The organism is Rhizobium sp. WYCCWR 11146, from assembly GCF_013591995.1.
Taxonomy (GTDB): Bacteria; Pseudomonadota; Alphaproteobacteria; order Rhizobiales; family Rhizobiaceae; genus Rhizobium; species Rhizobium indicum.
Genome location: NZ_JACCEY010000009.1, coordinates 243038 through 265214, shown reverse-complemented (window position 1 = coordinate 265214; position 22177 = coordinate 243038). Strand labels below are relative to the sequence as shown.

At 61.6% G+C, this 22177-nt stretch carries 19 protein-coding genes and 1 pseudogene; 11 read left to right on the top strand and 9 right to left on the bottom strand.

Going from position 1 to position 22177, the window contains the following annotated elements; genetic code table 11:
• Positions 1-19: 19 nt before the first annotated feature.
• Positions 20-976 carry a 2-hydroxyacid dehydrogenase gene (locus tag HX899_RS05560; RefSeq protein WP_181291802.1) on the top strand — a complete coding sequence of 319 codons (957 nt, stop codon included), beginning with the start codon at positions 20-22 and terminating at the stop codon, positions 974-976.
• 65 nt (positions 977-1041) lie between these two features.
• Here HX899_RS05560 and HX899_RS05555 read toward each other — a convergent pair whose 3' ends face one another.
• Positions 1042-1821: a gamma-glutamyl-gamma-aminobutyrate hydrolase family protein gene (locus tag HX899_RS05555; RefSeq protein ID WP_181291801.1), complete on the bottom strand. Its 780-nt coding sequence runs from the start codon at positions 1819-1821 to the stop codon at positions 1042-1044.
• Positions 1822-2114: 293 nt separating this feature from the next.
• Between HX899_RS05555 and HX899_RS05550 the strand changes: the two genes are divergently transcribed.
• Entirely contained in the window at positions 2115-3221 is a 1107-nt protein-coding gene (locus tag HX899_RS05550) for a TRAP transporter substrate-binding protein (RefSeq protein ID WP_018072760.1), read from the top strand.
• 84 nt (positions 3222-3305) lie between these two features.
• Here the strand turns inward: HX899_RS05550 and HX899_RS05545 are convergent, their stop codons facing one another.
• Together HX899_RS05545 and HX899_RS05540 are read right to left on the bottom strand one after the other, a co-directional pair.
• The gene (locus HX899_RS05545; protein WP_181291800.1) at positions 3306-4796 is read right to left on the bottom strand and encodes a TRAP transporter large permease subunit; all 1491 of its coding nucleotides are present in this window, start codon (positions 4794-4796) and stop codon (positions 3306-3308) included.
• 21 nt (positions 4797-4817) lie between these two features.
• Entirely contained in the window at positions 4818-5357 is a 540-nt protein-coding gene (locus HX899_RS05540) for a TRAP transporter small permease subunit (RefSeq protein WP_105007387.1), read from the bottom strand.
• Positions 5358-5685: 328 nt separating this feature from the next.
• Between HX899_RS05540 and HX899_RS05535 the strand changes: the two genes are divergently transcribed.
• The 6 genes from HX899_RS05535 to HX899_RS05510 all read left to right on the top strand — a co-directional run bounded on the left by HX899_RS05535 (position 5686) and on the right by HX899_RS05510 (position 12480).
• A complete protein-coding gene (locus HX899_RS05535) occupies positions 5686-7989 on the top strand; it encodes a bifunctional diguanylate cyclase/phosphodiesterase (RefSeq protein ID WP_171600672.1) in 2304 nt (767 codons plus the stop codon).
• A gap of 145 nt (positions 7990-8134) precedes the next feature.
• Positions 8135-8887 carry an N-acyl amino acid synthase FeeM domain-containing protein gene (locus tag HX899_RS05530; protein WP_138390584.1) on the top strand — a complete coding sequence of 251 codons (753 nt, stop codon included), beginning with the start codon at positions 8135-8137 and terminating at the stop codon, positions 8885-8887.
• Positions 8888-9151: 264 nt separating this feature from the next.
• Complete coding sequence (locus HX899_RS05525; protein WP_003542954.1) at positions 9152-9376, top strand: aa3-type cytochrome c oxidase subunit IV; 225 nt, start codon at positions 9152-9154, stop codon at positions 9374-9376.
• A gap of 155 nt (positions 9377-9531) precedes the next feature.
• Positions 9532-10680, top strand: coding sequence for a Re/Si-specific NAD(P)(+) transhydrogenase subunit alpha (locus HX899_RS05520; protein WP_138390583.1), 1149 nt, complete (start codon positions 9532-9534; stop codon positions 10678-10680).
• Positions 10680-11078 carry a proton-translocating transhydrogenase family protein gene (locus tag HX899_RS05515; RefSeq protein WP_003542949.1) on the top strand — a complete coding sequence of 133 codons (399 nt, stop codon included), beginning with the start codon at positions 10680-10682 and terminating at the stop codon, positions 11076-11078. The genes HX899_RS05520 and HX899_RS05515 overlap by 1 nt, the downstream gene beginning before the upstream one ends.
• Before the next feature lie 7 nt (positions 11079-11085).
• Positions 11086-12480 carry an NAD(P)(+) transhydrogenase (Re/Si-specific) subunit beta gene (locus HX899_RS05510; protein ID WP_138390582.1) on the top strand — a complete coding sequence of 465 codons (1395 nt, stop codon included), beginning with the start codon at positions 11086-11088 and terminating at the stop codon, positions 12478-12480.
• A gap of 86 nt (positions 12481-12566) precedes the next feature.
• Here the strand turns inward: HX899_RS05510 and HX899_RS05505 are convergent, their stop codons facing one another.
• The 5 genes and pseudogenes from HX899_RS05505 to HX899_RS34965 all read right to left on the bottom strand — a co-directional run.
• Positions 12567-13049: a DUF992 domain-containing protein gene (locus HX899_RS05505; RefSeq protein WP_181291799.1), complete on the bottom strand. Its 483-nt coding sequence runs from the start codon at positions 13047-13049 to the stop codon at positions 12567-12569.
• A gap of 62 nt (positions 13050-13111) precedes the next feature.
• Positions 13112-14764, bottom strand: a complete 1653-nt coding sequence (locus HX899_RS05500) for a sensor histidine kinase (RefSeq protein ID WP_181291798.1) — start codon at positions 14762-14764, stop codon at positions 13112-13114.
• Positions 14765-15279: 515 nt separating this feature from the next.
• A complete protein-coding gene (locus HX899_RS05495; protein ID WP_138390578.1) occupies positions 15280-16149 on the bottom strand; it encodes a tetratricopeptide repeat protein in 870 nt (289 codons plus the stop codon).
• Positions 16150-16285: 136 nt separating this feature from the next.
• Positions 16286-16501, bottom strand: coding sequence for a 30S ribosomal protein S21 (gene rpsU / locus HX899_RS05490; RefSeq protein ID WP_003542939.1), 216 nt, complete (start codon positions 16499-16501; stop codon positions 16286-16288).
• 176 nt (positions 16502-16677) lie between these two features.
• Positions 16678-16942, bottom strand: a pseudogene (locus HX899_RS34965) (adenylate/guanylate cyclase domain-containing protein); the annotation flags it as partial.
• A gap of 119 nt (positions 16943-17061) precedes the next feature.
• On the opposite strand from HX899_RS34965, the gene HX899_RS05485 reads away from it, so the two are divergent.
• Complete coding sequence (locus HX899_RS05485; protein WP_181291797.1) at positions 17062-19233, top strand: CHASE2 domain-containing protein; 2172 nt, start codon at positions 17062-17064, stop codon at positions 19231-19233.
• 6 nt (positions 19234-19239) lie between these two features.
• On the opposite strand, the gene HX899_RS05480 is transcribed toward HX899_RS05485, so the two are convergent.
• Positions 19240-20268, bottom strand: a complete 1029-nt coding sequence (locus HX899_RS05480; protein ID WP_181291796.1) for a FecR domain-containing protein — start codon at positions 20266-20268, stop codon at positions 19240-19242.
• A 254-nt stretch (positions 20269-20522) separates the two neighbouring features.
• Here HX899_RS05480 and HX899_RS05475 point away from each other — a divergent pair, with 254 nt between their 5' ends.
• Positions 20523-21776 carry a sarcosine oxidase subunit beta family protein gene (locus HX899_RS05475; RefSeq protein ID WP_003542921.1) on the top strand — a complete coding sequence of 418 codons (1254 nt, stop codon included), beginning with the start codon at positions 20523-20525 and terminating at the stop codon, positions 21774-21776.
• Positions 21776-22177: a hypothetical protein gene (locus HX899_RS05470; RefSeq protein WP_138333318.1), complete on the top strand. Its 402-nt coding sequence runs from the start codon at positions 21776-21778 to the stop codon at positions 22175-22177. The genes HX899_RS05475 and HX899_RS05470 overlap by 1 nt, the downstream gene beginning before the upstream one ends.

Below are 22177 nucleotides of genomic sequence, written 5' to 3'. Positions count from 1 at the left end.
CCATCCAAGAGGAAAAGCTATGTCCCGCATCGCCATTCTCGTTCCTGGGAAGATACACGAGCGTGTTCTCGAAAGGTTGAAGGATCGTTTTGAGATTATCGCCGTCCCGCGCGAGGAGAAGCTTGCGCTCGACGGCGAGATCGCCGGCCGCATCCGCGGCGTCGCCGTGTCCGGTTCCTTCCCGGGCGCCTGGATGGACCAACTGCCGCATGTCGAGGTTGTCGCCAATTTCGGTGTCGGTTATGACGGCGTCGACGTGAAACATGCCGCCGAAAAAGGCATTGTCGTCACCAATACGCCTGATGTGCTGAACGATGAGGTCGCCGATACGGCGATCGGCTTGCTGCTGAACACAGTCCGCGAACTGCCGCGGGCCGAAGCCTGGCTGCGTGCGGGCAACTGGAAGCCGGGCACGGCCTATCCGCTGTCGCGTTTCTCGCTCAAGGGCCGTCATGTCGGGCTTTATGGCCTTGGCCGCATCGGCCTCGAAATCGCCAAGCGGCTGGAGCCGTTCAAGGTGAAGATCAGCTATCACACACGTTCACGCCATGCCGACGTGTGCTACGATTATCACCCGACGTTGAAGGGGCTGGCGGACGCGGTGGATACGCTGATCGCCATCGTTCCGAAGACGCCGCAGACGCACAAGACGATCGATGCCGATGTTCTGGCAGCACTCGGCCCTGACGGCATTCTCGTCAATGTCGGCCGCGGCTGGACGGTGGACGAGGAGGCGCTGAGTGCCGCGCTCACTACCGGCGCGCTTGGGGCTGCCGGTCTCGACGTCTTCTATGAAGAGCCGACCGTGCCGGCCGACCTGCTTGAGCCGACCAATGCCCTGCTGCTGCCGCATGTCGCCTCCGCGTCCGTGCCGACACGCAATGCAATGGCCGATCTCGTCGCCGACAATCTCATTGCCTGGTTCGAGAAGGGTGCGGCGCTGACGCCGGTGCCGGAGACGCCGCAGAAGGCTTAGGCGTAGCTGGATCGGCGGGCGATGCTTGCCGAGCAACAGACATAGCGCTTCTCGGGCGCCTGGAGTCAGGCGGTCGCCTGCGCTGACATGACCGGCAGTTTGGCCGCGGCATAGCTGCGGACGGCGTCGCCAAAAGCGGCGAACAGCTGGTTCGATGACTTGTCGGTTTCAGCCCAATATTCCGGATGCCATTGCACGCCGACGGCGAAGGCCTTGGCGTCGATAACGGAAACGGCCTCCACCGTGCCGTCCTCGGCGATGGCTTCCACCTGCAGGCGTGGGGCGGTCCTGGCGATTGCCTGGCGATGCAGGGAATTCACGCGGATCTCGCCCGGACCGAGAATGCCGGCGATGCAGGAACCTTCCTTGACGTGGACGATCTGGCGAATGGCGTACATGCCGTCCCGGTCGACGCCTTCCGGCCGGCGATGGTCCCAGATGCCGGGCTGCTCCTGGATCTCGCTTGCCAGCGAGCCGCCGAGGGCGACATTCAGCTCCTGGATGCCGCGGCAGATGGCGAGCAGCGGGATAGCGCGGTCAATGGCGCGGCGGATGAGCGGCAGGCTGGTGGCGTCGCGGGCGGGGTCGAAGGGGCCGTCCTTGTCATTCGCCTCGGCACCGTAGAGCGAGGGATGAACATTGCTGGCCGAACCGGAGACCAGCAGGCCGTCGACGCGGTCGAGGATCGCGTCGGTATCGTAGCCCTCCTCGAAAGCGGGGATGATGAAGGCCATGACACCGGATGCGTTCAATGCGGCGCGCAGATATTGATGCTGCACGGCATGCCAGGTCGCGCCGTCGAAGCTACGGATATCGGCAGGAATGGCAACGATCGGTTTCGTCATATCAGCCCCGGTGAAAATCTTTATTCTCGTCGTTTCTTCCGCCTGAACGGCCGTCAAGTCAACGCTTGGCTGCATCAGGCGGCCAAATTGCGACGGAAGCGGCGCCCTGCCTTTCCGGTTTACCGCTAAGCCGCTGATTCTGATGGATACGTGCGCGTTGCCTTATTGCCGTCTTGATGCCAAAGGCTAATAGACTAAAGCTTGAATCGCGGCTTCCGCCATGCTTAGCTTTGCCCTTGCTGCGGGTAGGGGTGAGATTGGCCGCGCAGTGTCATCTATATGGGAGGTTTTTGATGGATCGTCGTTCGTTTTTCAAGAAGGCGGGAACCGCCAGCGCCGGTGCGGTCGCCGCAACGGCATTGGCAGCGCCTGCGATCGCGCAGGAGAATCCGAAGATCGCGTGGCGCTTGACATCGTCGTTTCCGAAGAGCTTGGATACGATCTATGGCGGAGCCGAGGATATCGCCAAGCATGTTGCCGCCGCGACAGATGGCAATTTCACGATCCAGCCCTTTGCGGCCGGTGAAATCGTGCCGGGTTTGCAGGCTGTCGATGCCGTTGCCGCCGGCACGGTCGAGGCAGCCCATACCACCTCCTATTATTTCGTCGGCAAGGACCCGACTTACGCCATCGGAACGGCCATTCCGTTCGGGCTGAACAGCCGCCTGACCAACGCCTGGTACTATGAAGGCAACGGCAATAAGCTGATGAACGAATTTTATGCCACGCAGGGCATGTATGCGCTGCCGGCAGGCAATACCGGTGCGCAGATGGGCGGCTGGTTCCGCAAGGAAATCAACACGCTCGATGACCTCAAGGGCGTCAAGATGCGCATTGCCGGTCTCGCCGGCCGCGTCATGGAGAAGGTCGGCGTCATCCCGCAGCAGATCGCCGGCGGCGATATCTATCCGGCGCTGGAAAAAGGCACGATCGATGCGGCGGAATTCGTCGGCCCCTATGACGACCTGAAGCTCGGCTTCCACAAGGTGGCGAAGTACTACTATTATCCGGGCTGGTGGGAAGGTGGCCCGACGGTGCACGGGTTCTTCAATCTCGAAAAATGGAGCAGCCTGCCCAAGCATTATCAGGCAGCGCTGACCGACGCCTGCGCTTTCGCCAACACCAACATGCTGGCGAAGTACGACACGAAGAACCCGACCGCGCTGAAGCAGCTGGTCGCGGAAGGTGCGACGCTGCGCCCGTTCAGTCAGGAGATCATGGAAGCCTGCTTCCAGGCGGCGACGGGCATCTACAGCGAAATTTCGGGCACGAACCAGTATTTCAAGAAGATCTACGACGACCAGACCGCCTTCAAGCGGGATGCCTATCTGTGGATGCAGCTGTCGGAGTACACCTTCGATACGTTCATGATGATCCAGCAGCGGGCCGGGAAGCTTTAAGGCTTTCAGCCGGCAGGCTCGGCGCTTTAGACGAACGCGATACCAGAACCCCGGATTTCCGTCCGGGGTTTTGTTTTTGCTGGACTATTTCGCCGGTGGCGGCGGTGCTCCCGGCAGGCCGTTCAGTGGCGGCAGGGTCAGGCCGGGGATCTGCGGTGAGCCATTGCCACCGCCCAGCGGCGGCAGGCCGAGCTGGCCGCCGAAGCCCGGGACTTCGATCTTGATCGAGTTCGGGTCGACCTTCGGACCGTGATCCAGCCAATAGGTTACCGATTGCGGCCAGAAGATCACGATCGCCACCAGGATCAGCTGCATGCCGACCCAGGGGAGCGCACCCATGTAAATATCTGAGGTCTTGACGTCCTTGCTGGCGATCGAGCGCAGGTAGAAGAGTGCGAAGCCGAAGGGCGGATGCATGAAGCTCGTCTGCATGTTGACGCAGATCAGGACGCCGAACCAGATCAGGTCGATGCCGAGACTGGAGGCGACGGGGGCGAGCATCGGGATGACGATGAAGGCGATCTCGAAGAAATCGAGGAAGAAGGCGAGCACGAAGATGAAGATGTTGACGAAGATCAGGAAACCGACCGGGCCGCCCGGAATGCCCGACAGCATGTGCTCGATCCAGCGCGAGCCGTCCATGCCCTGGAAGACCAGGCTGAAACAGGTGGAGCCGATCAGGATCATCACCACCATGGATGTGATGTGCGTGGTCGATGACATGGCTTCGCGGATCAGCGGCCAGGTGAGGCGGCGATTCATGGCGGCAAGTACAATGGCGCCGACGACGCCGAGCGCGCCTGCTTCGGTTGGCGTCGCAAGGCCCATGAAGATCGTGCCGAGCACCAGGAAGATCAGCACGATCGAGGGCACCATGCCCATCAGCACCTTCACGAGCAGCGCCCAGTTGAAGTCGCCGCGCACCTCCTTGGGCAGCGGCGGCATCGATTTCGGCCGGACGATCGACAACACCAGGATGAAGAGCACGAAGATCGTCACCTGCAGGATCGAGGGGCCGATCGCGCCGAGATACATGTCACCGACCGACTTGCCGAGCTGATCGGCAAGAACGACGAGCACGAGCGAGGGCGGGATCACCTGAGTGATCGTGCCCGAGGCGGCGATGACGCCGGTGGCAAGGCGCGGATTGTAGCCATAGCGCAGCATGATCGGCAGCGAGATCACCCCCATGGTGATGACGGAGGCCGCCACGGTGCCGGTGATTGCGCCGAGCACGGCGCCGACGAGGATGACGGCATAGGCGAGGCCCCCGGGTATGCCACCGAAGAGTTTGCCGGTGCCTTCGAGCAGGTCCTCTGCTAGCCCGCAACGCTCCAGCACCGCGCCCATGAAGGTGAAGAAGGGGATGGCGAGCAGGAGGTCGTTGGAAAGGATGCCGAAGAAGCGCGGCGGCAGCGCTTGTAACCAGACCGCGCCGAAATGGCCAGTGACGATGCCGATAATGCCGAAGAACAGGCCGACGGCGGCGAGCGAAAAGGCGACCGGAAAGCCGTAGAGCATGAAGATGACCATGCCCAGAAACATGGCCGGCGGGATGATGCCGAAATCAAACAAGTCCGTTTCTCCCAGCCCGCCCTACTGCAGCGGTTTTTCGTATTTTGTATCGATGCTGATATGGCCGGTAACGGCTGCGATCCGCTTGATCAGTTCGGAAACGCCCTGAAGGGAAAGCAACGCGAAACCGGCGACGAGGATCAGCTTGACGGGCCAGCGGATCAGCCCGCCGGCGTTGCCCGATATTTCCCCTTGCCGGTAGGACAGTGCAAAGAACGGCCAGCAGACCCAGGTGAGGAAGACGCAGACGGGGAGGAGGAAGAGGATGAGGCCGACAATGTCGATCCAGATCTTCGCCCTGTCGGAAACCGAACCATAGATCAGATCGACGCGGACATGCTCGTTGTTGCGCAGCGCATGCGAGGCGCCGAGCATGACGACGAAGGCGAAGAGATACCACTGGATCTCAAGCCAGCCGTTCGAACTGTAGTTGAAGGCATAGCGGACGATGGCGTTTCCGGCGCTGATCAGACAGCAGAACAGCACCATATATTCGGAAATTTTGCCCATGAATTGACTGATCGAATCGATCAGCCGGCTTGCTGCCAGAAGTACCGACATTCGCCTCCCCTTGTTCTTGTCCCGCCGGTTTTCCGGCAGTTTTCCCACTTGCAATCGATGTAGACCACGGCCTTTGAAATTGGAAGGATAAATGCCTCGCGTTGGAGTATAGTCTTAGACGCATCGGCCTCGACGTAGGGCCGTCAAATATTTCAACAACCCAGGCGTGGATAAATTATTTCAGTAATCTCGCCGGTAGGCTGCATTAACTCGCGTAGGCTGTGCAGTTCACCCTGTGGTTTTAGAAAATTTGACCAAATGTTTGATTCCATTGAAATCAATTTTTAAAGGGTTGGGCTTAGAATTCCCGCGCACAGGGAAAGTGTGGATGAAGCCAGATAACCCGAACAGGGTCCCAATAGATGTGTATCTGTCGTTTGTGAGTTCCCTCTCCGGGAATCGCATGACGCTACTTGTTGGCGTGATTGTACATGTTGCGACGTGCCTTGCCGTGGCTGCCAAGACACAATACTCCATCTACATCCTGCTGTCGGTCGCCTTCCTTCTGGTCTTCGGCGCTCGCATGGCCATCTTCCGGCAGTTCGATCGTGTCGACAAGCAGAGCCTGTCGCACGCCGGAATCGAACGGTGGGAGCGGGTTCTCGTTGCCAGTGGAGCCTGCACCACGGCGCTCCTCGGCATCGCCAGCGGCTACGCCATCTTCGTCGTGCGCGATTCCTTTGCGGAGCTTGCCTGCATTTCCGTCACCATGGCAACCATGGTTTCCGTCGTCGGCCGCAATTACGGTTCGCGCTTCGCAGTCGACCTCCAGACGTTCTTCTGCTGCCTGCCGATGATCGTCTGCAGCCTGCTGGTGCTAGATTTCTATCGCGGCGTGTTGTCGATCCTCCTCATTCCTTTCTGGCTGACGACGCGGGCCATGGCAAACGGCGTGCGCGATTTTCTCTATGAGAACGTCATTGCGCGCCGGGAAATCACCATCATTGCCGACCGTTTCGATACGGCGCTCAACAACATGCCGCACGGCCTCGTCATGGTCGATGCCGAAAACCGCATCCAGGTGGTCAATCGCAAGGCCTGCGAGCTTCTGAAGATCGGTGCGCCGGAGCGGCTGAAGGACCGCGACCTCGGCGCCGTGCTGCGCTACGGCGCGCGCTACAGCTTCATGGATGCCTCGCAGCCGGAGCTCATCCTGCGCCAGCTCACCCAGGTCGCCGAGGGCAGCCTGTCGCGCACGCTCATTCATTTTCCCGAGAGCCTGTCGCTCGAATTCTCCGCCAGCCGCAGGGCCGACGGCGGCGCCGTGCTGATCTTCGAGGACGTGTCAAGCCGGGTGAAGGCGGAGCAGAAGATCCTGCACATGGTGCGCTTCGACGCGCTGACCGGCCTGCCCAACCGGCAATATTTCGGCCAGTTGGTGCAGGAGTATTTTGCCAAGTATCCGAAGAAGAACGGGCCGCTCGGCTTCATGGTGCTCGATATCGACGAGTTCAAACATGTCAACGACATGCGCGGCCATGTGACCGGCGACCATCTGCTCTGCGCTATCGCCGCCCGCATCAAGCAGGCTTCCGGTAATGCCATCCTCGGCCGGCTGATGGGCGATCAGTTCATTCTGTTCTTCCCGCGTGCGAAGGAGCAGGTCTCGCTCGACCGCGAAATCCGCCGCGTTCATGCCGCGATTCAGGGTAACTACGAGGTCGACGAAGTGACTTTTCTCGTTTCGCTCAGCGCCGGCTACGCGATTCTCGAAAGCGACGCGTTCGCGATGGACGAATGGAGCGTCAAGGCGGATCTTGCTCTGTTCGAAAGCAAGTCGCGCTTCAAGGGCGGCATCTCAGGATTCGAGCGGGAGATGGACGGCCGCTATATCGAGCAACAGAAGCTGAAGGCGGATCTGCGCGACGCGGTCTCGGCGCAGGCGCTGCATCTCGTCTTCCAGCCGATGTTCCGGGCCGACGGCTCGCGGATCGAATGTGCCGAGGCCTTGGCGCGCTGGGTGCATCCGGAGAGGGGCTCGATCCCCCCCGATGTCTTCATCCGGCTCGCCGAAGATATGGGCATCATCTCCGACATCACCCGCTTCGTGCTGTTCAAGGCGTGCAGCGAATGCATGAACTGGCCGGAACATATCGCCGTTTCGGTCAACCTTTCGGCGCGGGATCTGCGCGATGCCGACATCCTTTCGGTGGTTGCCGAGGCGCTTGCCCATTCCGGCCTCGCCGCGGCACGACTGCATCTCGAAGTCACCGAGAGCTGCCTGATCGACGAGCCGGCGGCGGTGCGCGCCATCCTGGCGGAGCTCAGGTCCCGCGGCATCACCATTGCCATCGACGATTTCGGCACCGGTTTCTCCAGCCTCAGCTATCTCGACACGCTGCCGCTTGACATCGTCAAGATCGACCGGTCCTTCGTGCGCAACATCGTCGAGGATGCGCGCCGCCTCAAGCTCTTGCGCGGCACAGTCAATCTCGCCCGCGAACTGGGCCTGAAGATTGTCATCGAGGGCGTTGAGACCGAGGAGCAGCTGGCGCTGCTCAACAAGCACCGCAGCGCCGATCTCGTGCAGGGTTACGTTTTCTCGCGGCCGGTGCCTTCCCAGAACATCACGCTGCTACAAGAGGGCATCGGCCGCCGCACCGTCCAGCGCCGTCGCAACAAGGTCGCCTGAGCCGCCTGCAAGTGACTGGTTATCCAGCCGAAAATCTTGCGCCCCGTTAACCTTAATAATTTAAATCCAACGCAAATTCTTAGATTTTCTTGCCTATATGCCGCCGGTATATGATTAATGATCCGTTAACGAGCGGATCGAGAGAATGTCAGACACACTTTTTACGCGTGGCGATTTCAGCAGGAAAATCCTGGAAATTCTGGATAATGTAGAGTATCGCCGCGTCGAAAGCGGCGAAGACATGGAGGAAGTGGAGCGGCTGCGCTACAAGGCCTACAGGGCCCACGGCGCGCTGTCGCTTGCCCCGGAAGGGCTATTGGATGATGTCGATTTCGACAGCCATGCCTATATCTTCGGTCTGTACTATTATGGCGAACTGGTCAGTACGATCCGAATTCATTATGTGACGCCGGAGCATCGTATCAGCCGGTCCGGAGAGGCCTTTCCCGAGGCGATGGATGAGCTTTTGGACGCCGGGCTGACCTTGATCGACCCGGCGCGTTTCGCGGCCGATCCGGAGTTCACCGCCGACATGCCATGGGTTCCCTATCTGACGCTGAGACCCGCCATCGTTGCGGCAGCGTATTTCCGGGCGGACCGCGTTATTCAGTCCGTCCGGCCCCCGCATGCCGCCTTCTACAAGCGGGTCTTCTATGCCGATACCATCGTGCCCGGCCGGCTGGCGGAGAGTTACGGGGTTGACGTGACGCTGATGGCGACGAACGTGATCGAGGTCGGGCGCAAGCTGTTGACGCGCTATCCTTTCTTCATCTCCAGCGCCAGCGAGCAGCGCATGATGTTTTCGCGCAATCCCAACGACACGCTGCCGCCGCTCACCATCATTCCGACGGCGCGTTTCGTGCCGCCAGGCGAACTTGGCACCGATCTGCCGCTGTGATTTCCCTTTCTCCGCGATAGAGAGGCGATGCCGTCAGGGCAGATGAGGGGTGGACGACAGGCGAAAACCGCATCTGTCGCCGGATCTCCTTTCATCCGACCGTTGAGGTCGTCTTCTCGTCCGGATGAGGTCGCTGCGAGGCGCGCCTGCGGCATTCTCATGCATTGCGCTTTCGCCTGTCATTGTGTAATCCCTGCACGCAGGGATTTCCCTCGCCTAGAGGGAAATTAGGCAGCGCAGAGGCATTTCAGGGAGACGATATTTATGGCCGAACATCATACCGGACCGGTCGAGACCGGCGCGCCGATGGATTACAAAGAACATGAAAAGACCTACGACATGTTCATCGCCAGCGCGAAATACGGCTCGATGCTTCTCATCGTCCTCCTGCTTGCTATGACCGCCGGTTTCTTCGGCGGCGCCGGCCTTCTCGGCGGTCTCTTCGTCTTCATCATTCTACTCGCTGCCGGCATCTTCCTGCTCCGCTGATCGCGTAGATTCAGAGGGTCAGAGCGTCTTTTGTGCGTCCGAAAGGACGCACGGCGCTTTGAGGGGAGGAGAGCTTCTCCGAAGCTTTTTGAATGAGGTGCTTGGCCTGCGCAGGGAAGCCTGCGGCGGTCTGGCTGACCCGGAGGAGGGGGCAGTTGGGCAATATCGTTTTCGTTGCAAGGGAAAACACGGGCGAGGAGACGCGCGTCGCCGCCTCCGCTGAGACCGTGAAGAAGATGAAGAGTTTCGGCTTCGACGTCGTCGTCGAAGCCGATGCCGGTGCGGCTTCGCGCATTCCCGACGGGGAGTTCGAGGCCGCCGGTGCCAGGATCGGCAGTTTTGCGGATGCAGCCTCGGCCGACGTGGTGCTGAAGGTGCGCCGTCCCAGCGGATCGGAAATCTCCGGCTATAAAAGCGGCGCCGTGATCATCGCCATCATGGATCCCTACGGCAATGACGAAGCGATCGCGGCACTGGCAAGTGCCGGGCTTTCGGCTTTCGCGATGGAACTGATGCCGCGCATTACCCGCGCCCAGTCCATGGACGTGCTGTCGTCCCAGGCCAATCTCGCCGGTTACCAAGCCGTCATCGAGGCAGCGGCGGTTTATGACCGCGCCATGCCGATGATGATGACGGCAGCCGGCACCGTGCCGGCTGCCAAGGTCTTCGTCATGGGCGCCGGTGTCGCCGGTCTTCAGGCGATCGCGACCGCGCGCCGCCTCGGCGCGGCGGTCTCGGCCACCGACGTTCGCCCTGCCGCCAAGGAACAGGTCGCTTCGCTTGGCGCCAAGTTCATCGCCGTCGAGGATGAAGAGTTCAAGGCGGCGGAAACGGCCGGCGGTTATGCCAAGGAAATGTCCGCCGACTATCGGGCGAAACAGGCGGTTCTGGTTGCCGAACACATCGCCAAGCAGGATATCGTCATCACCACCGCGCTGATCCCCGGTCGTGCGGCGCCGCGCCTCGTTTCGCGCGCCATGCTCGCCTCGATGAAATCAGGTGCGGTCGCCGTCGACCTCGCGGTCGAGCGCGGCGGCAATATCGAGGGCGTCGTCCCCGGCGAGATCGCCGATGTCGAAGGCGTCAGTGTGATCGGTTTCGCCAACATGCCGGGCCGGGTTTCGGCCAGTGCCTCGGCGCTCTACGCCAAGAACCTCGTGACCTTCCTCGAGACCATGGTCAACAAGGAAACCCGGAGCGTCGTCGTCAATCTCGACGACGAACTCGTCAAGGCGACGATGCTGACCTATGCCGGCGATGTCGTTCATCCCGCCTTCGGCGGCGCGAAGAAGGGAGACATGTGATGGCCAGTGAAGCAATGGACAGAGCGCTGGAGCAGCTCGACCAGGCGGTGACCGCCGTCATCACGGCGGCGGCCCAGGCACCGGAAGCGGCAAGTGCTGCGACCGGCGGGGCGATCGATCCCTTCGTCTTCCAGCTCGCGATCTTCGTATTGTCGATCTTCGTCGGCTATTACGTCGTGTGGTCGGTGACGCCGGCGCTGCATACGCCGCTGATGGCCGTCACCAATGCGATCTCCTCCGTCATCGTCGTCGGCGCGCTTCTGGCGGTCGGCATCTCGACCAGCGGGCTTGCCACCGGCTTCGGCTTCGTCGCCCTGGTGCTCGTCTCGGTGAACATCTTCGGCGGTTTCCTCGTCACGCAGCGGATGCTTTCGATGTACCGCAAGAAGGACCGGTGAGGGACTGATGACCAATATCGCAGCCTTCCTCTACCTCGTCTCCGGCGTGCTCTTCATCCTGGCGCTGCGCGGCCTGTCGCATCCGGCCACCAGCCGCAAGGGCAATCTCTACGGCATGATCGGCATGGGGATCGCGATCCTGACGACGCTGGTGCTGGCAACCCCTGACTTCGGCGGTTTCGTGCTGATCGTCCTTGGCCTTGCCATCGGCGGCAGCGTCGGCGCCTATGTCGCCCGCACCATCCCCATGACCTCGATGCCGCAGCTCGTCGCCGGTTTCCATTCGCTGGTCGGCCTCGCCGCCGTGCTGGTCGCAGCCTCCGCGCTCTACACGCCTGCTTCCTTCGGCATTGGCGAGATCGGCCAGATCCACACCGAGGCGCGCGTCGAGATGGCGCTCGGCGTGGCGATCGGGGCGCTGACCTTCACCGGCTCGATCATCGCCTTCCTGAAACTCGATGGACGCATGTCCGGCAAGCCGATCCTGCTGCCCTACCGGCATGTGATCAATGCGAGCCTGCTGGTGCTGATCGTGCTCTTCATCATCGGGCTTGCCGCCACCGAGAGCCATTTCGACTTCTGGGCCGTCGTCGCGCTGTCGCTGGCGCTCGGCGTTCTGCTGATCGTGCCGATCGGCGGGGCCGATATGCCGGTCGTCGTGTCGATGCTGAACTCCTATTCGGGCTGGGCCGCGGCCGGCATCGGCTTCACGCTCGGCAATCTGGCGCTGATCATTACGGGCGCGCTCGTCGGCTCCTCCGGCGCGATCCTCTCCTACATCATGTGCAAGGGCATGAATCGTTCCTTCGTCTCCGTCATCCTCGGCGGTTTCGGCGGTGAGACGGCGTCCGGCGGACCGGATACATCAGACAGGGCGGTCAAGCTCGGCTCGGCCGAGGATGCGGCCTATCTGATGGCCAATGCATCGAAGGTCATCATCGTGCCGGGATACGGCATGGCGGTCGCCCAGGCCCAGCATGCGCTGCGCGAGCTCGCCGATAATCTCAAAAAGAACGGCGTCGAGGTGAAATATGCAATCCACCCGGTCGCAGGCCGCATGCCCGGCCACATGAACGTGTTGCTCGCCGAGGCGAATGTTCCCTACGACGAGGTTTTCGAGCTCGAAGACATCAACTCGGAATTCGCCCAGGCCGACGTTGCCTATGTCATCGGTGCAAACGACGTCACCAATCCGGCGGCGCGCGACGACAAGACCTCGCCGATCTACGGCATGCCGATCCTCGACGTCGACCGGGCAAAGACCTGCCTCTTCGTCAAGCGCTCGCTCGGCTCGGGTTATGCCGGCATCGACAATACGCTGTTCTACAAGGACGGCACGATGATGCTGCTGGGTGACGCGAAGAAGATGACCGAGGATATCAACAAGGCGCTCGCGCATTGATCTACGCCAATGCAGCCGCCCTTCGGGCGGCTGTTTGATTTATGCGGCACGCCACTGCTGTCTGCCTTCTGGCCGGCCGCTTTTTGTCAGGTCTCTCCCGGCACGAGTGTCATCTTTTCGACGCCGATCGCCAGGTTCAGGCCTTCCTGAGCCTGGACGTTCAATGGCTGCAGCATGAAGGCCTTGTCGGTGCCGCCGGCGATGATCTTGGCGCCGGCGCCTGCACCGATGCTCGCATCGGCGCCGATCCCGTAATATTCGCCGGCAAGGGCGAATTGCGGGATATCCGTGCCGGTCTTTGCCAGCACCTGCCAGATCATGACGCTCTTGCCGGTCTGGCCGATATCGAGGCCGAATTTCTCGATTTTGCCGGCATAGACCGCCCTCGCGCCGCCGGCCGATGGCGTATAGGTACAGATAAGGTTCTTCTGCGAGGTGACGATCAGGCCCTGGCCGCCATCCGATCCGCAGACCAGACGGCCAAGCGTGACATAATTTTCCGCGCCCGCCGGGCTCGCCCAGGCAGCGGCCGTCAGTGCCGCGGCTGCGATCATCGTTTGCTTGAACATGGTCTTTCTCCTTTGGAACGACCTGTCCGAAACGGGTGGAGCTAGCGATTGTTCCGGGACTCTTATTCCCGCTCCAGCGTGGCGCGCTGCGCCGTCAGCACCCATAACAGGCCTTCGGGCCGGAAATCGATCTCAACCGTCCCGCGAAAGGCGGAGGCGGCATGAGCCTTGATAACGGTCGTGCCGAAGCCCGAGCGCGATGGCTCGGTGACCGGCGGGCCGCCGCGCTCTTCCCAGGTGAAGCGGAGCAGGGCATCCGGCTTGTCCTCCTCGCTGACGTCGAGCCATTCGAAGCGGACACGGCCTTGCGGTACGGAGAGCGCACCGTATTTCACCGAATTGGTGGCGAGCTCATGCAAGGCGAGACCGAGATTCTGCACGGCATCCGGTTTCAGCACGAAGTCTTCGCCGCTGATGTCGATCTGCTCGCGCGATTGCGGGAAGGCGTGCAAATGGATGTCGACGACCCGCCGCAGCGATACCCCTCCCCATTGTTCGCTGGTCAGGAGTTCGATCGAACGCACCAATCCCTCAAGGCGGTCGGCGACCGCGGCGCGGAAGGTCTCGACGCTGTCGGACTGCTTGGCGAGCTGGCGCATCATTGCCTGGGCAAGCGTCAGAAGGTTTTTGGTGCGGTGGACAAGCTCGTGCATGACGAAACGGAGCCGGTCCTCGGTCTCGCTGCGATCGAAAGAGGCATTCGAAAGGGCAATCGCCACCTGGTTGGCCTCGATGACGCTGGTCTCGACCGGCGAGACGATATGGCCTTCGCCCATGCGGTTCGCCATGTCGGCGATATCGCGGATGGTGGTGCGCACCTGTCTTGCGACGGCATAGGCACCCAGCACGGCGACGAGCACCAGTGCCACGCCGCCGATGATGAGGAAACGCCAGGTGCTGAGGATCGAAGCCTGGGCGATAGGTCCCCAGATCACCGTCTTCCAGGACCAGCCGGGGATCTGGGCATAACCGAGGAGCATGTGCGGCAGGATCGTCTCGTCCTGGAAGACACCGCGGGACGCGATGAGTGCCGGCAGAATGCGCGGATCGAATGGCGTGCCGGGTTCGAGATTGGCGGGGCCGGTGGCCGCGACGACGTGGCCGCTTTCATCGATGACGGCGGCCGACCAGCCGGAGGCAAGACCCTCGGTGGTCACGAGCTTGCCCAGATCCTTCGCGTTTTGCGTGATGATGAGGGCTGCGACGGGCTCATTCTTCCGCGGCAGGGTGACGTTATAGACCCATTCGCCGCTGGTCCGGCCGCGAAAGACGTCGGAGGCTTCGATGCGACCGGACGCCATGACCGCCTCGAGGGCGGGGATGTTCGCCGTCTTGCCGAGCGGTGTGCCGAACGCACGGCGCGTGTTCAGGAGCTGCTGGCCGGTGTGGTCAACGGCGATGACGAAAAGCGTATTGTCTCTGAGGGCCGTTTCGGTGCGCTCGTGGAAGGAGGCGAGATTGCCGTTTTCCAGCTCCGGTGAACTCGAAAGCAGCCGTAGCGTCGTTGCCATATCCTGGAGCTGGCGGTCGATGATGCGCGAAAGGGCGAGAGCATCCTGAGCCGTTTCGCGCCTCAGCGTCGAGCGCTGGTTGTCCTCCAGCTGCAGCAGAAGCAGCGTCACAAAGGCGAAGATCGGCAGTGCGATTGCCACCGCCATGGCGACGAGGTAGGTGCCGATCGAAGCCTTGGGAAAGAACAGCGCAACCAGCTTCATCTGCCGACCCACATGGCAGGCGCCACTGCAAAATCGCTTGAATCGAAACGATTTAAGGGTGAAATTGTGCAGGGATTCAAAATGTGACAGCGCCCTTCGCGCTTCAGAAAAGACGCGCGGCGCTGTAATGCGCGTGGCCCGCAACGGTTTTCGCTTGCGGCCAGGAAAGCAAAGATCCGCATCTCTCGCAAACCGCCCCCAACACGTGTTCGAACATCCGATAGCGGGCTATCGAAGCAGGTCCATGTTAGGGGGAGCAGGAGCAGGTTGCAACACACTATGACAGCCATCGACGATGATGAACGCTTTTTCGGCTTCGCTTTGCAAGGCACTACGGCCGGCTTTGCGGCAGCGTCGTTTCCTCCGCCCGGCAAGGCACGATTCACCGCGATGATATCTAACGGCCGGAAGATTCGTTTAAACCATCAGAGACTTGGCCGCAGCCCCAATGGTTGGCGCGACCGGCAAGAGGCGGTTGCGAGCCGCCCGATGCTTCGGGCCGCCCGATGATGTCCTTAGCCGGCTGGGGCGACGCCGACGCGAGCAAGGCCGTCACGAGCCGGCTGGTACTTGGGATCGAGGCCGATCGCGTGACGATAGGAGCGGGCAGCCTTCGCCTTGTCGCCGCGGCGTTCGTAGACCAGCGCCTGGTTGGCCCAGGATTCGGCGATGTTGCCGTTAAGCTCGATTGCATGGTTGAAATCGGCAAAGGCGTTGTCGTCGTCGTTCAGCGCGATATAGGAAATGCCGCGGCCATTATAGGGCTCGGCCGAATTCGGCGCGAGCGAGATCGCTTTCGAGAAATCGTCGATCGCCTTATCCTGCTGATTGCGCTTCTGATAGATCAGGCCGCGATTGTGGTAGGCGCGGCCATCGGTCGTGCCGAGCTGGATCGCCTTGTCGAAATCGTTGAAAGCCTGATCATCCTGGCCGGCCATGCGATAGACATTGCCGCGGCCGATATAGGCGACGTCGTAGCTCGGATTGATCTGCAGGGCGGCATTGTAATCGGAAATCGCCTGGGCCTGCTGGCCCATGTTGCGATAGACGAGAGCGCGGTTGGCGTAAGCCTGGAAAAACCGCGGATTGATCTGCAATGCCGTGTTGAAATCATTCAGCGCCGGGCGGAACTGGCCGGCGCGGCCATAGGCGGAACCACGGACGTTGTAACCTTCGGGATCCCTCGGATTGGCGTTGATGACCGCCGTCAGCGACGCGATGTTCTCTTCCGAACCCTGCGCCTTGTCGATGCGGATTACGGCATCCGTGGTATTGGTCGTCTCGCAGCCGGCGAGGCCAAACATTGCCGCCAGCGTCAAAGCGGGCAGGAATGCCGTTTTCTGCAAGCGCAAAGCGCGGGACGGATTAAAGGTGTTGACAGCCATTCGGGCTCGCTTTCCCCATGCGGCATATCCGGTGCGCGGATATGCGATCTCTCAGCGGCAAACTAAAAAAGGCGGCGGCGAACCGATCGCCCCCGCCACAATGCATCTGAAAACGTCGAAAAAACGACGGAAACGCTCAGCGTGCTGCGACCAGACCTTCGCGCTGGGCGCGCTTGCGGGCCAGCTTGCGAACACGACGAACAGCCTCGGCCTTTTCGCGAGCACGCTTCTGCGACGGCTTCTCGTAATAGTCGCGCATCTTCATTTCGCGGAAAATGCCTTCGCGCTGCATCTTCTTCTTGAGAGCGCGGAGAGCCTGATCAACATTGTTATCGCGGACAAGTACCTGCACGAGAATCACGTTCCTTTGGTTGGTTGATGCCGGAGGCGGCGCAGCGGCCTGAGGCAAAACAATAACGTTCGCGCGGCCGGAGCCTTGCGATTGGTGATGCGAAATAGCAGATCGGGTACGGGAAGTCCAGATGGATATGGAAGGCGGGCGGAAAAATCACGCTTCGCCTGATCCAGTCATGATCCGGCCGGTTCGGGCGCGGCTTCATCCAGCGCGGCGATTGCCTCCTTGAGAGCCGTCCTGACCCTCAGGCGATCGGCAGACTCAACCCGGCTCATATCCAGGTGCTCGCTGAGGACGCGGCTCTTGTGGTCCGCACCGAGTGTCAGCCCATCCACCATAGGGCACGATCTCGCGCTGTATGCCCTTCATTGTGATCGGCGGCAAGGGGTGAGCGTAGACGATTTCGTTCACCAGCGCATAGGTTTCGTAGCTCAGGATGCTGAAAAGACAGCGACCCTGATGCATCTGCGAATGGCGTTTGAACCGAAAGCGGCGTAGCCTGTCTGCCGGCAGGTGCGGGCCGTTCTGTCGGCCGTCGGGGGGCAGCCGGTGAGATCATGACGCGCGTGCAGCAAATCGGTGTCGTTATCGGCCTGGCGATCGTGGCTATGCTGACGATCCTCCGGGCAGGCGATCCCGGGATTTTCAAGCTGATCCGGGGCGTGACTTTCGACGAGTATCAGCGGCTGGTTCCCAGGACCTTCGAGCCGATGCCCGTCCGCGTGATCGACATCGACGAGACGTCGTTGCGCGAATTCGGCCAGTGGCCGTGGCCGCGGGACCGCATGGCTCTGCTGGTGGACCGGCTTTCCGAGATGGGTGCCTCAGCCATTGCCTTCGATGTTCTCTTCGCCGAGCCGGACCGGCTGTCCCCGCGCAACGTTGTGCGCGACGTTGCCGGGGTGGATCCTTCCTTGGCCGAGAGGCTGCCCGACAATGACGAGATATTCGCCCGTTCGATTGCCGGAAAACCCGTCGTGCTCGGCTTCGGTCTTTCCAACGAGGGCAACTACCGGCCGCCCGTCAAGGCGGGCTTCGCCTTCACCGGCGAAAGCCCTGTCTCGGCTCCGCCCTATCTCGGCGCCTCGACGCCGCTCAGACCGCAATTGGAGGCCAATGCGGCGGGGCTCGGCCATATCAGCCTCAACCCCGGCAATCCCTCGCCGGTGGTGCGGGCGGTGCCGCTGTTCCTGACAGACGGTGAACAGCTCTATCCGAATCTCGCGATCGAGGCTCTGCGCGTGGCGCAGGGGGCGTCGACCTATGTGCTATCGGGCGCGCCCGATCGCGCCGGCATCATGACATCGGCAAAGATCGGGGATTTCGTCGTGCCGTTGACGGCGGCGGGCGAACTCTGGCTTTATGTCAGCCCCGACCGGGCCGAGCGGTACATATCCGCCCGTCAGGTGCTCGCGGTCGACGGGGCCTCTCCCGAGGTCGCGGCCGCCATCGACGGCAGCATCGTCTTCATCGGCACATCGGCGGCCGGCCTGCAGGACATCCGCGTCACCGCGCTCGGCGAGAATGTTCCCGGCGTTTCGCTGCATGCGCAGGCCGTTGAGCAGATCCTCTCCGGCCATTTCCTGTCGCGGCCCGACTGGGCCGACGGGCTGGAAATCCTGCTGATCGCGGTGCTCGGCTGCCTGCTCGTCGTGGTGACGACCTTCGTCAGCCCCGCCGTCGCTCTGATCTGCGGGCTGCTGATCACGGCCATGGCGCTGGTGGCGTCCTGGCTCTCGTTTCTTTATGCAGGGCTTCTCTTCGATCCACTGGCTCCGATCGTCAGCGGATCGATCATCCATTTTGCCGCGACCTCGTTCAAGATCCTGGTGATCGATCGAGAGCGACGCGAGGTGCGGCGCGCCTTCGGACATTATCTTTCCCCAGCGCTGCTCCACCGTATCGAGCATAATCGCGACGCATTGCGTCTCGGCGGAGACGACCGCGAGTTGACGATGATGTTCGTCGACGTCAGGAATTTCACCGAAATGAGCGAGCGGCTGGCGCCGACGGATGTCGTCGCTTTCCTGAACACGCTGCTCGATGCGTTGAGCCGCCATGTCGTGGCGAATGAGGGCACGCTCGACAAGTTCATCGGCGACTCGATCATGGCATTCTGGAATGCGCCCGTCGATGTGGCGGATCACGAAGCCAAGGCTGTTCGCGCAGCGCTTGCCATGCGCGAGACACTCGCCGAATTGAACGCCGGCGACGCCTTTGGCTTCGGGCCTGATCAGGAAGTCAGCATCGGCATCGGCATTCATACTGGCCTTGCCTGCGTTGGCAATATGGGCGCCAAGACCCGCTTCAACTATTCGGCTGTCGGAGATGCCGTCAACGTTGCGGCTCGAATCGAGTCCTCCTGCAAGGAGGTCGGCTTCGATATCCTCATTTCCGACAGCACGGCACGGTCAGTGCCGGGAATGGCGCTGATCGAGGCCGGCGCGCTCCCGCTAAAGGGGAAGAGCAGCCGGACACAGATCCTCGCCGTTGTCGGCGATGAGCGGGTCGCAGCATCTCTGGAATTTGCCGCGCTCAAGGTCGTCCACAATCAGTTGATGCAGGCCCTGCAATCACACTCAAGGAATAGCCGAAAGCTTATCGGTACGGCAAAGCTCAGGGCTGTGCAGGTGATCGGCGGTCTGGCTGAGTTCTACGAGCGCGTATCCCGCAGAGCCGATCATTTCCGCGACGTGCCGGAGGAGGTCGAAAAAAGCGCCGCAGATTGACAGGGCTCAGCGACCGCGATTGAAATTATGACCCCTGTCGCGGTTCCGATCGTTGTCGTGATCTCGATCTCGATCTCGATCATGGTGGCGCTCGTGCCCCCGATGATCCAAACCGTGATTTCCGGGCTTGCCATCATCGTCATGCCGGCCGTGGCCATCATGCTTGTCGGGCCTATCCGGCTTGTCATGATGGGGCTTATCGTGGTGCGGCCTGTCATGATGAGGCTTGTCGTGATGCGGCTTGTCGGGCTTGTTCGGCCGCTCCTTTTGCGGCTCGGCCTGTCTCTGTGGCGGATCCTGCCTTTGCGGAGCAGGCGCAACTGCCGGCGGAGGCCGCGTTCTGTCTTTTCTTTCCGGCGCGGCTGAGGCCATATTGCAGCCGCCGAGCATGCCGATGCCGCCCGCAAGTCGCTGATTGCCGGAGAGGAAGGGTAGGGCGCGCTGATTTCCGAGCGTCGCGAGGATGCTGGGGTCGACCCGGCGTGCCGCGGACATATCGCCATTCGGCTTGGCCACCACGCAATCGCAGCGTTGCTGTAGTTGCCGGCAGCCGCCCGGGCCGCAGAAACGGGCAGCACCATTCAGCAGCACGACGGCGGTCGTACCATCCGGGCCGACGTAGAAATCGAAAGCGGTGCCACGCACGCCGATCGTGCCGGCGGGAGTCAGGATCTGGTAGGCCGAGGAATTGGAATTGCCGCTGACCCAGCGGAATGTGCCCTTTGCCGCCCTGATCGTCAGTTTCTTGACCGATTGGGAATCATCGAAGACATATTTGTCGATCACGACCGACGAACCCCAGCCGACCGCGAGCTTCGTGCCGTCACGAAACACGAATTGGCCAAGCCCCGATTGCGATGTCTTGATGCGTTCGTTGCGATGGACGCGGGTGTCGACCTCGATCGGCCCGCTCTGTCCCGTCACCTGTGTCTTGATGACGACGGCCTGGCCGACCGGCTCGGCGGCGAGCGCCGGCCATGCGCCGTTTAACGCGATGCAAAGCATCGCGACCGATACTGCGCGCCAACCCCACATGATACACGTACCCCCGGGAACAGGCGATTGTTAACATTTTAGCAATTGCTTGTCTTCTAACCCTCTTGGGTTAGGGCCGGGCCGGCGGCTAAGCGGAAATGCAGACGCTTGGGTCATCGGCCTGGAAGGGCATTCTCATCAGCGTGTCGAAAGCAAAGCTCTCGTGCGTCGCAAAAGAACCGTTGTGCCGCATTTGGATTTGCGATTTGTATGAGCGCGGAGAACAGGCCCTTTCCCGAAGGAGAAGAAGGCGGATGCGGAAATATTCGGTTTTTGCCGTGGCACGGGAGGCCCTTCGCGGCCACAAGGGCTGGGAGAAGCAGTGGACTTCGCCTGAGCCGCGCGCCGAATATGACGTCGTCATCATCGGCGCCGGTGGCCACGGGCTGGGTGCCGCCTATTATCTCGCCAAGGAGCACGGCATCACCAATGTGGCGGTGATCGAGAAGGGCTGGCTCGGCGGCGGCAATACCGGGCGCAACACCACCATCATCCGCTCGAACTATCTCTACGAAGAGAGCATGCACATCTACGAGCATTCGATGAAGCTCTGGGAGGGGCTTTCCCAGGAGCTCAACTACAATGTGATGTATTCGCCGCGCGGCGTAATGATGCTCTCGCACAATATTCACGACCAGCAGTCCTTCAAACGACATATCCATGCCAACCGGCTCTACGGCATCGACAATGAATGGCTGACGCCGGAGCAGGCGAAGGCCTATTGTCCGCCGCTCGATATCTCGGCCAGCGCGCGCTACCCGATCAACGGCGCAGCACTGCAGCGGCGCGGCGGCACGGCCAGGCACGACGCGGTTGCCTGGGGTTATGCACGGGCGGCCTCAGACCGCGGGGTGCACATCATCCAGAATTGCGAAGTGACCGGCATCCGGCGCGGTCCGGACGGACGGGTGACCGGGGTTGAGACCTCCCGCGGCTTCATCGGCGCCAGGAAGGTCGGCGTGTCGGCGGCCGGCCATACGACGACAGTCATGCAGATGGCCGGCGTGCGCGTGCCGCTGCAATCGAGCCCGCTGCAGGCGCTGGTTTCCGAGCCGCTGAAGCCGATCTTTCCCTGCGTCGTCATGTCGAACACGGTGCATGCCTATATCTCCCAGTCCGACAAGGGAGAGCTCGTCATCGGCGCCGGCACCGACCAATACAATTCCTATTCCCAGACGGGCGGGCTGCAGATCATCACCCATACGCTGGATGCCATCTGCGAGCTCTTCCCGATGTTCCGCCGCGTCAAGATGATGCGGCAATGGGGCGGCATCGTCGACAATACGCCGGATCGTTCGGCGATCCAGTCGAAGACGCCGGTTCCCGGGCTTTACGTCAATTGCGGCTGGGGCACCGGCGGCTTTAAGGCGACGCCGGGCTCGGCCAATCTCTTCGCCCATCTGATTGCTCGCGACGAGCCGCACAAATTCAATGCCGGGCTGACGCTGGAGCGCTTCCGCAGCGGCCGGCTGATCGACGAGGCGGCGGCGGCGGCGGTGGCGCACTGATGTGGACGGCGGCTCTCCTGACGATCGGGATCAGCGGCGCGGCAATGCCGGCCGGTGACGTCTTTCCCGGCGTCGGAGATTTCCGCCTGCAGAAGATCCACAGGGCTGCCGGCGAAAGCGAATGGCCCTTCGTTGCCGAGAGCGGCACGCTGCTTTGCGCGATGGTCCTGCGCCAACCAGCCGTCTATTTCGTGCCCGAGGTCGCCGGAACGCCGGGACGTGCCTTCGTGATCGACAACGATATCACCATGATGGCTTTTGCGAATATCGGCATGACCGGTGTGCTGGAGCCCTACGACAATTTCGAACAGCTTCTCAAGCGCCTCGTTCCCTATGTGACGATGGGAAAGCGCCTTTGCAATCAACCTCCCGGAACCAATGTTTCCGGATCGGAACTCTAA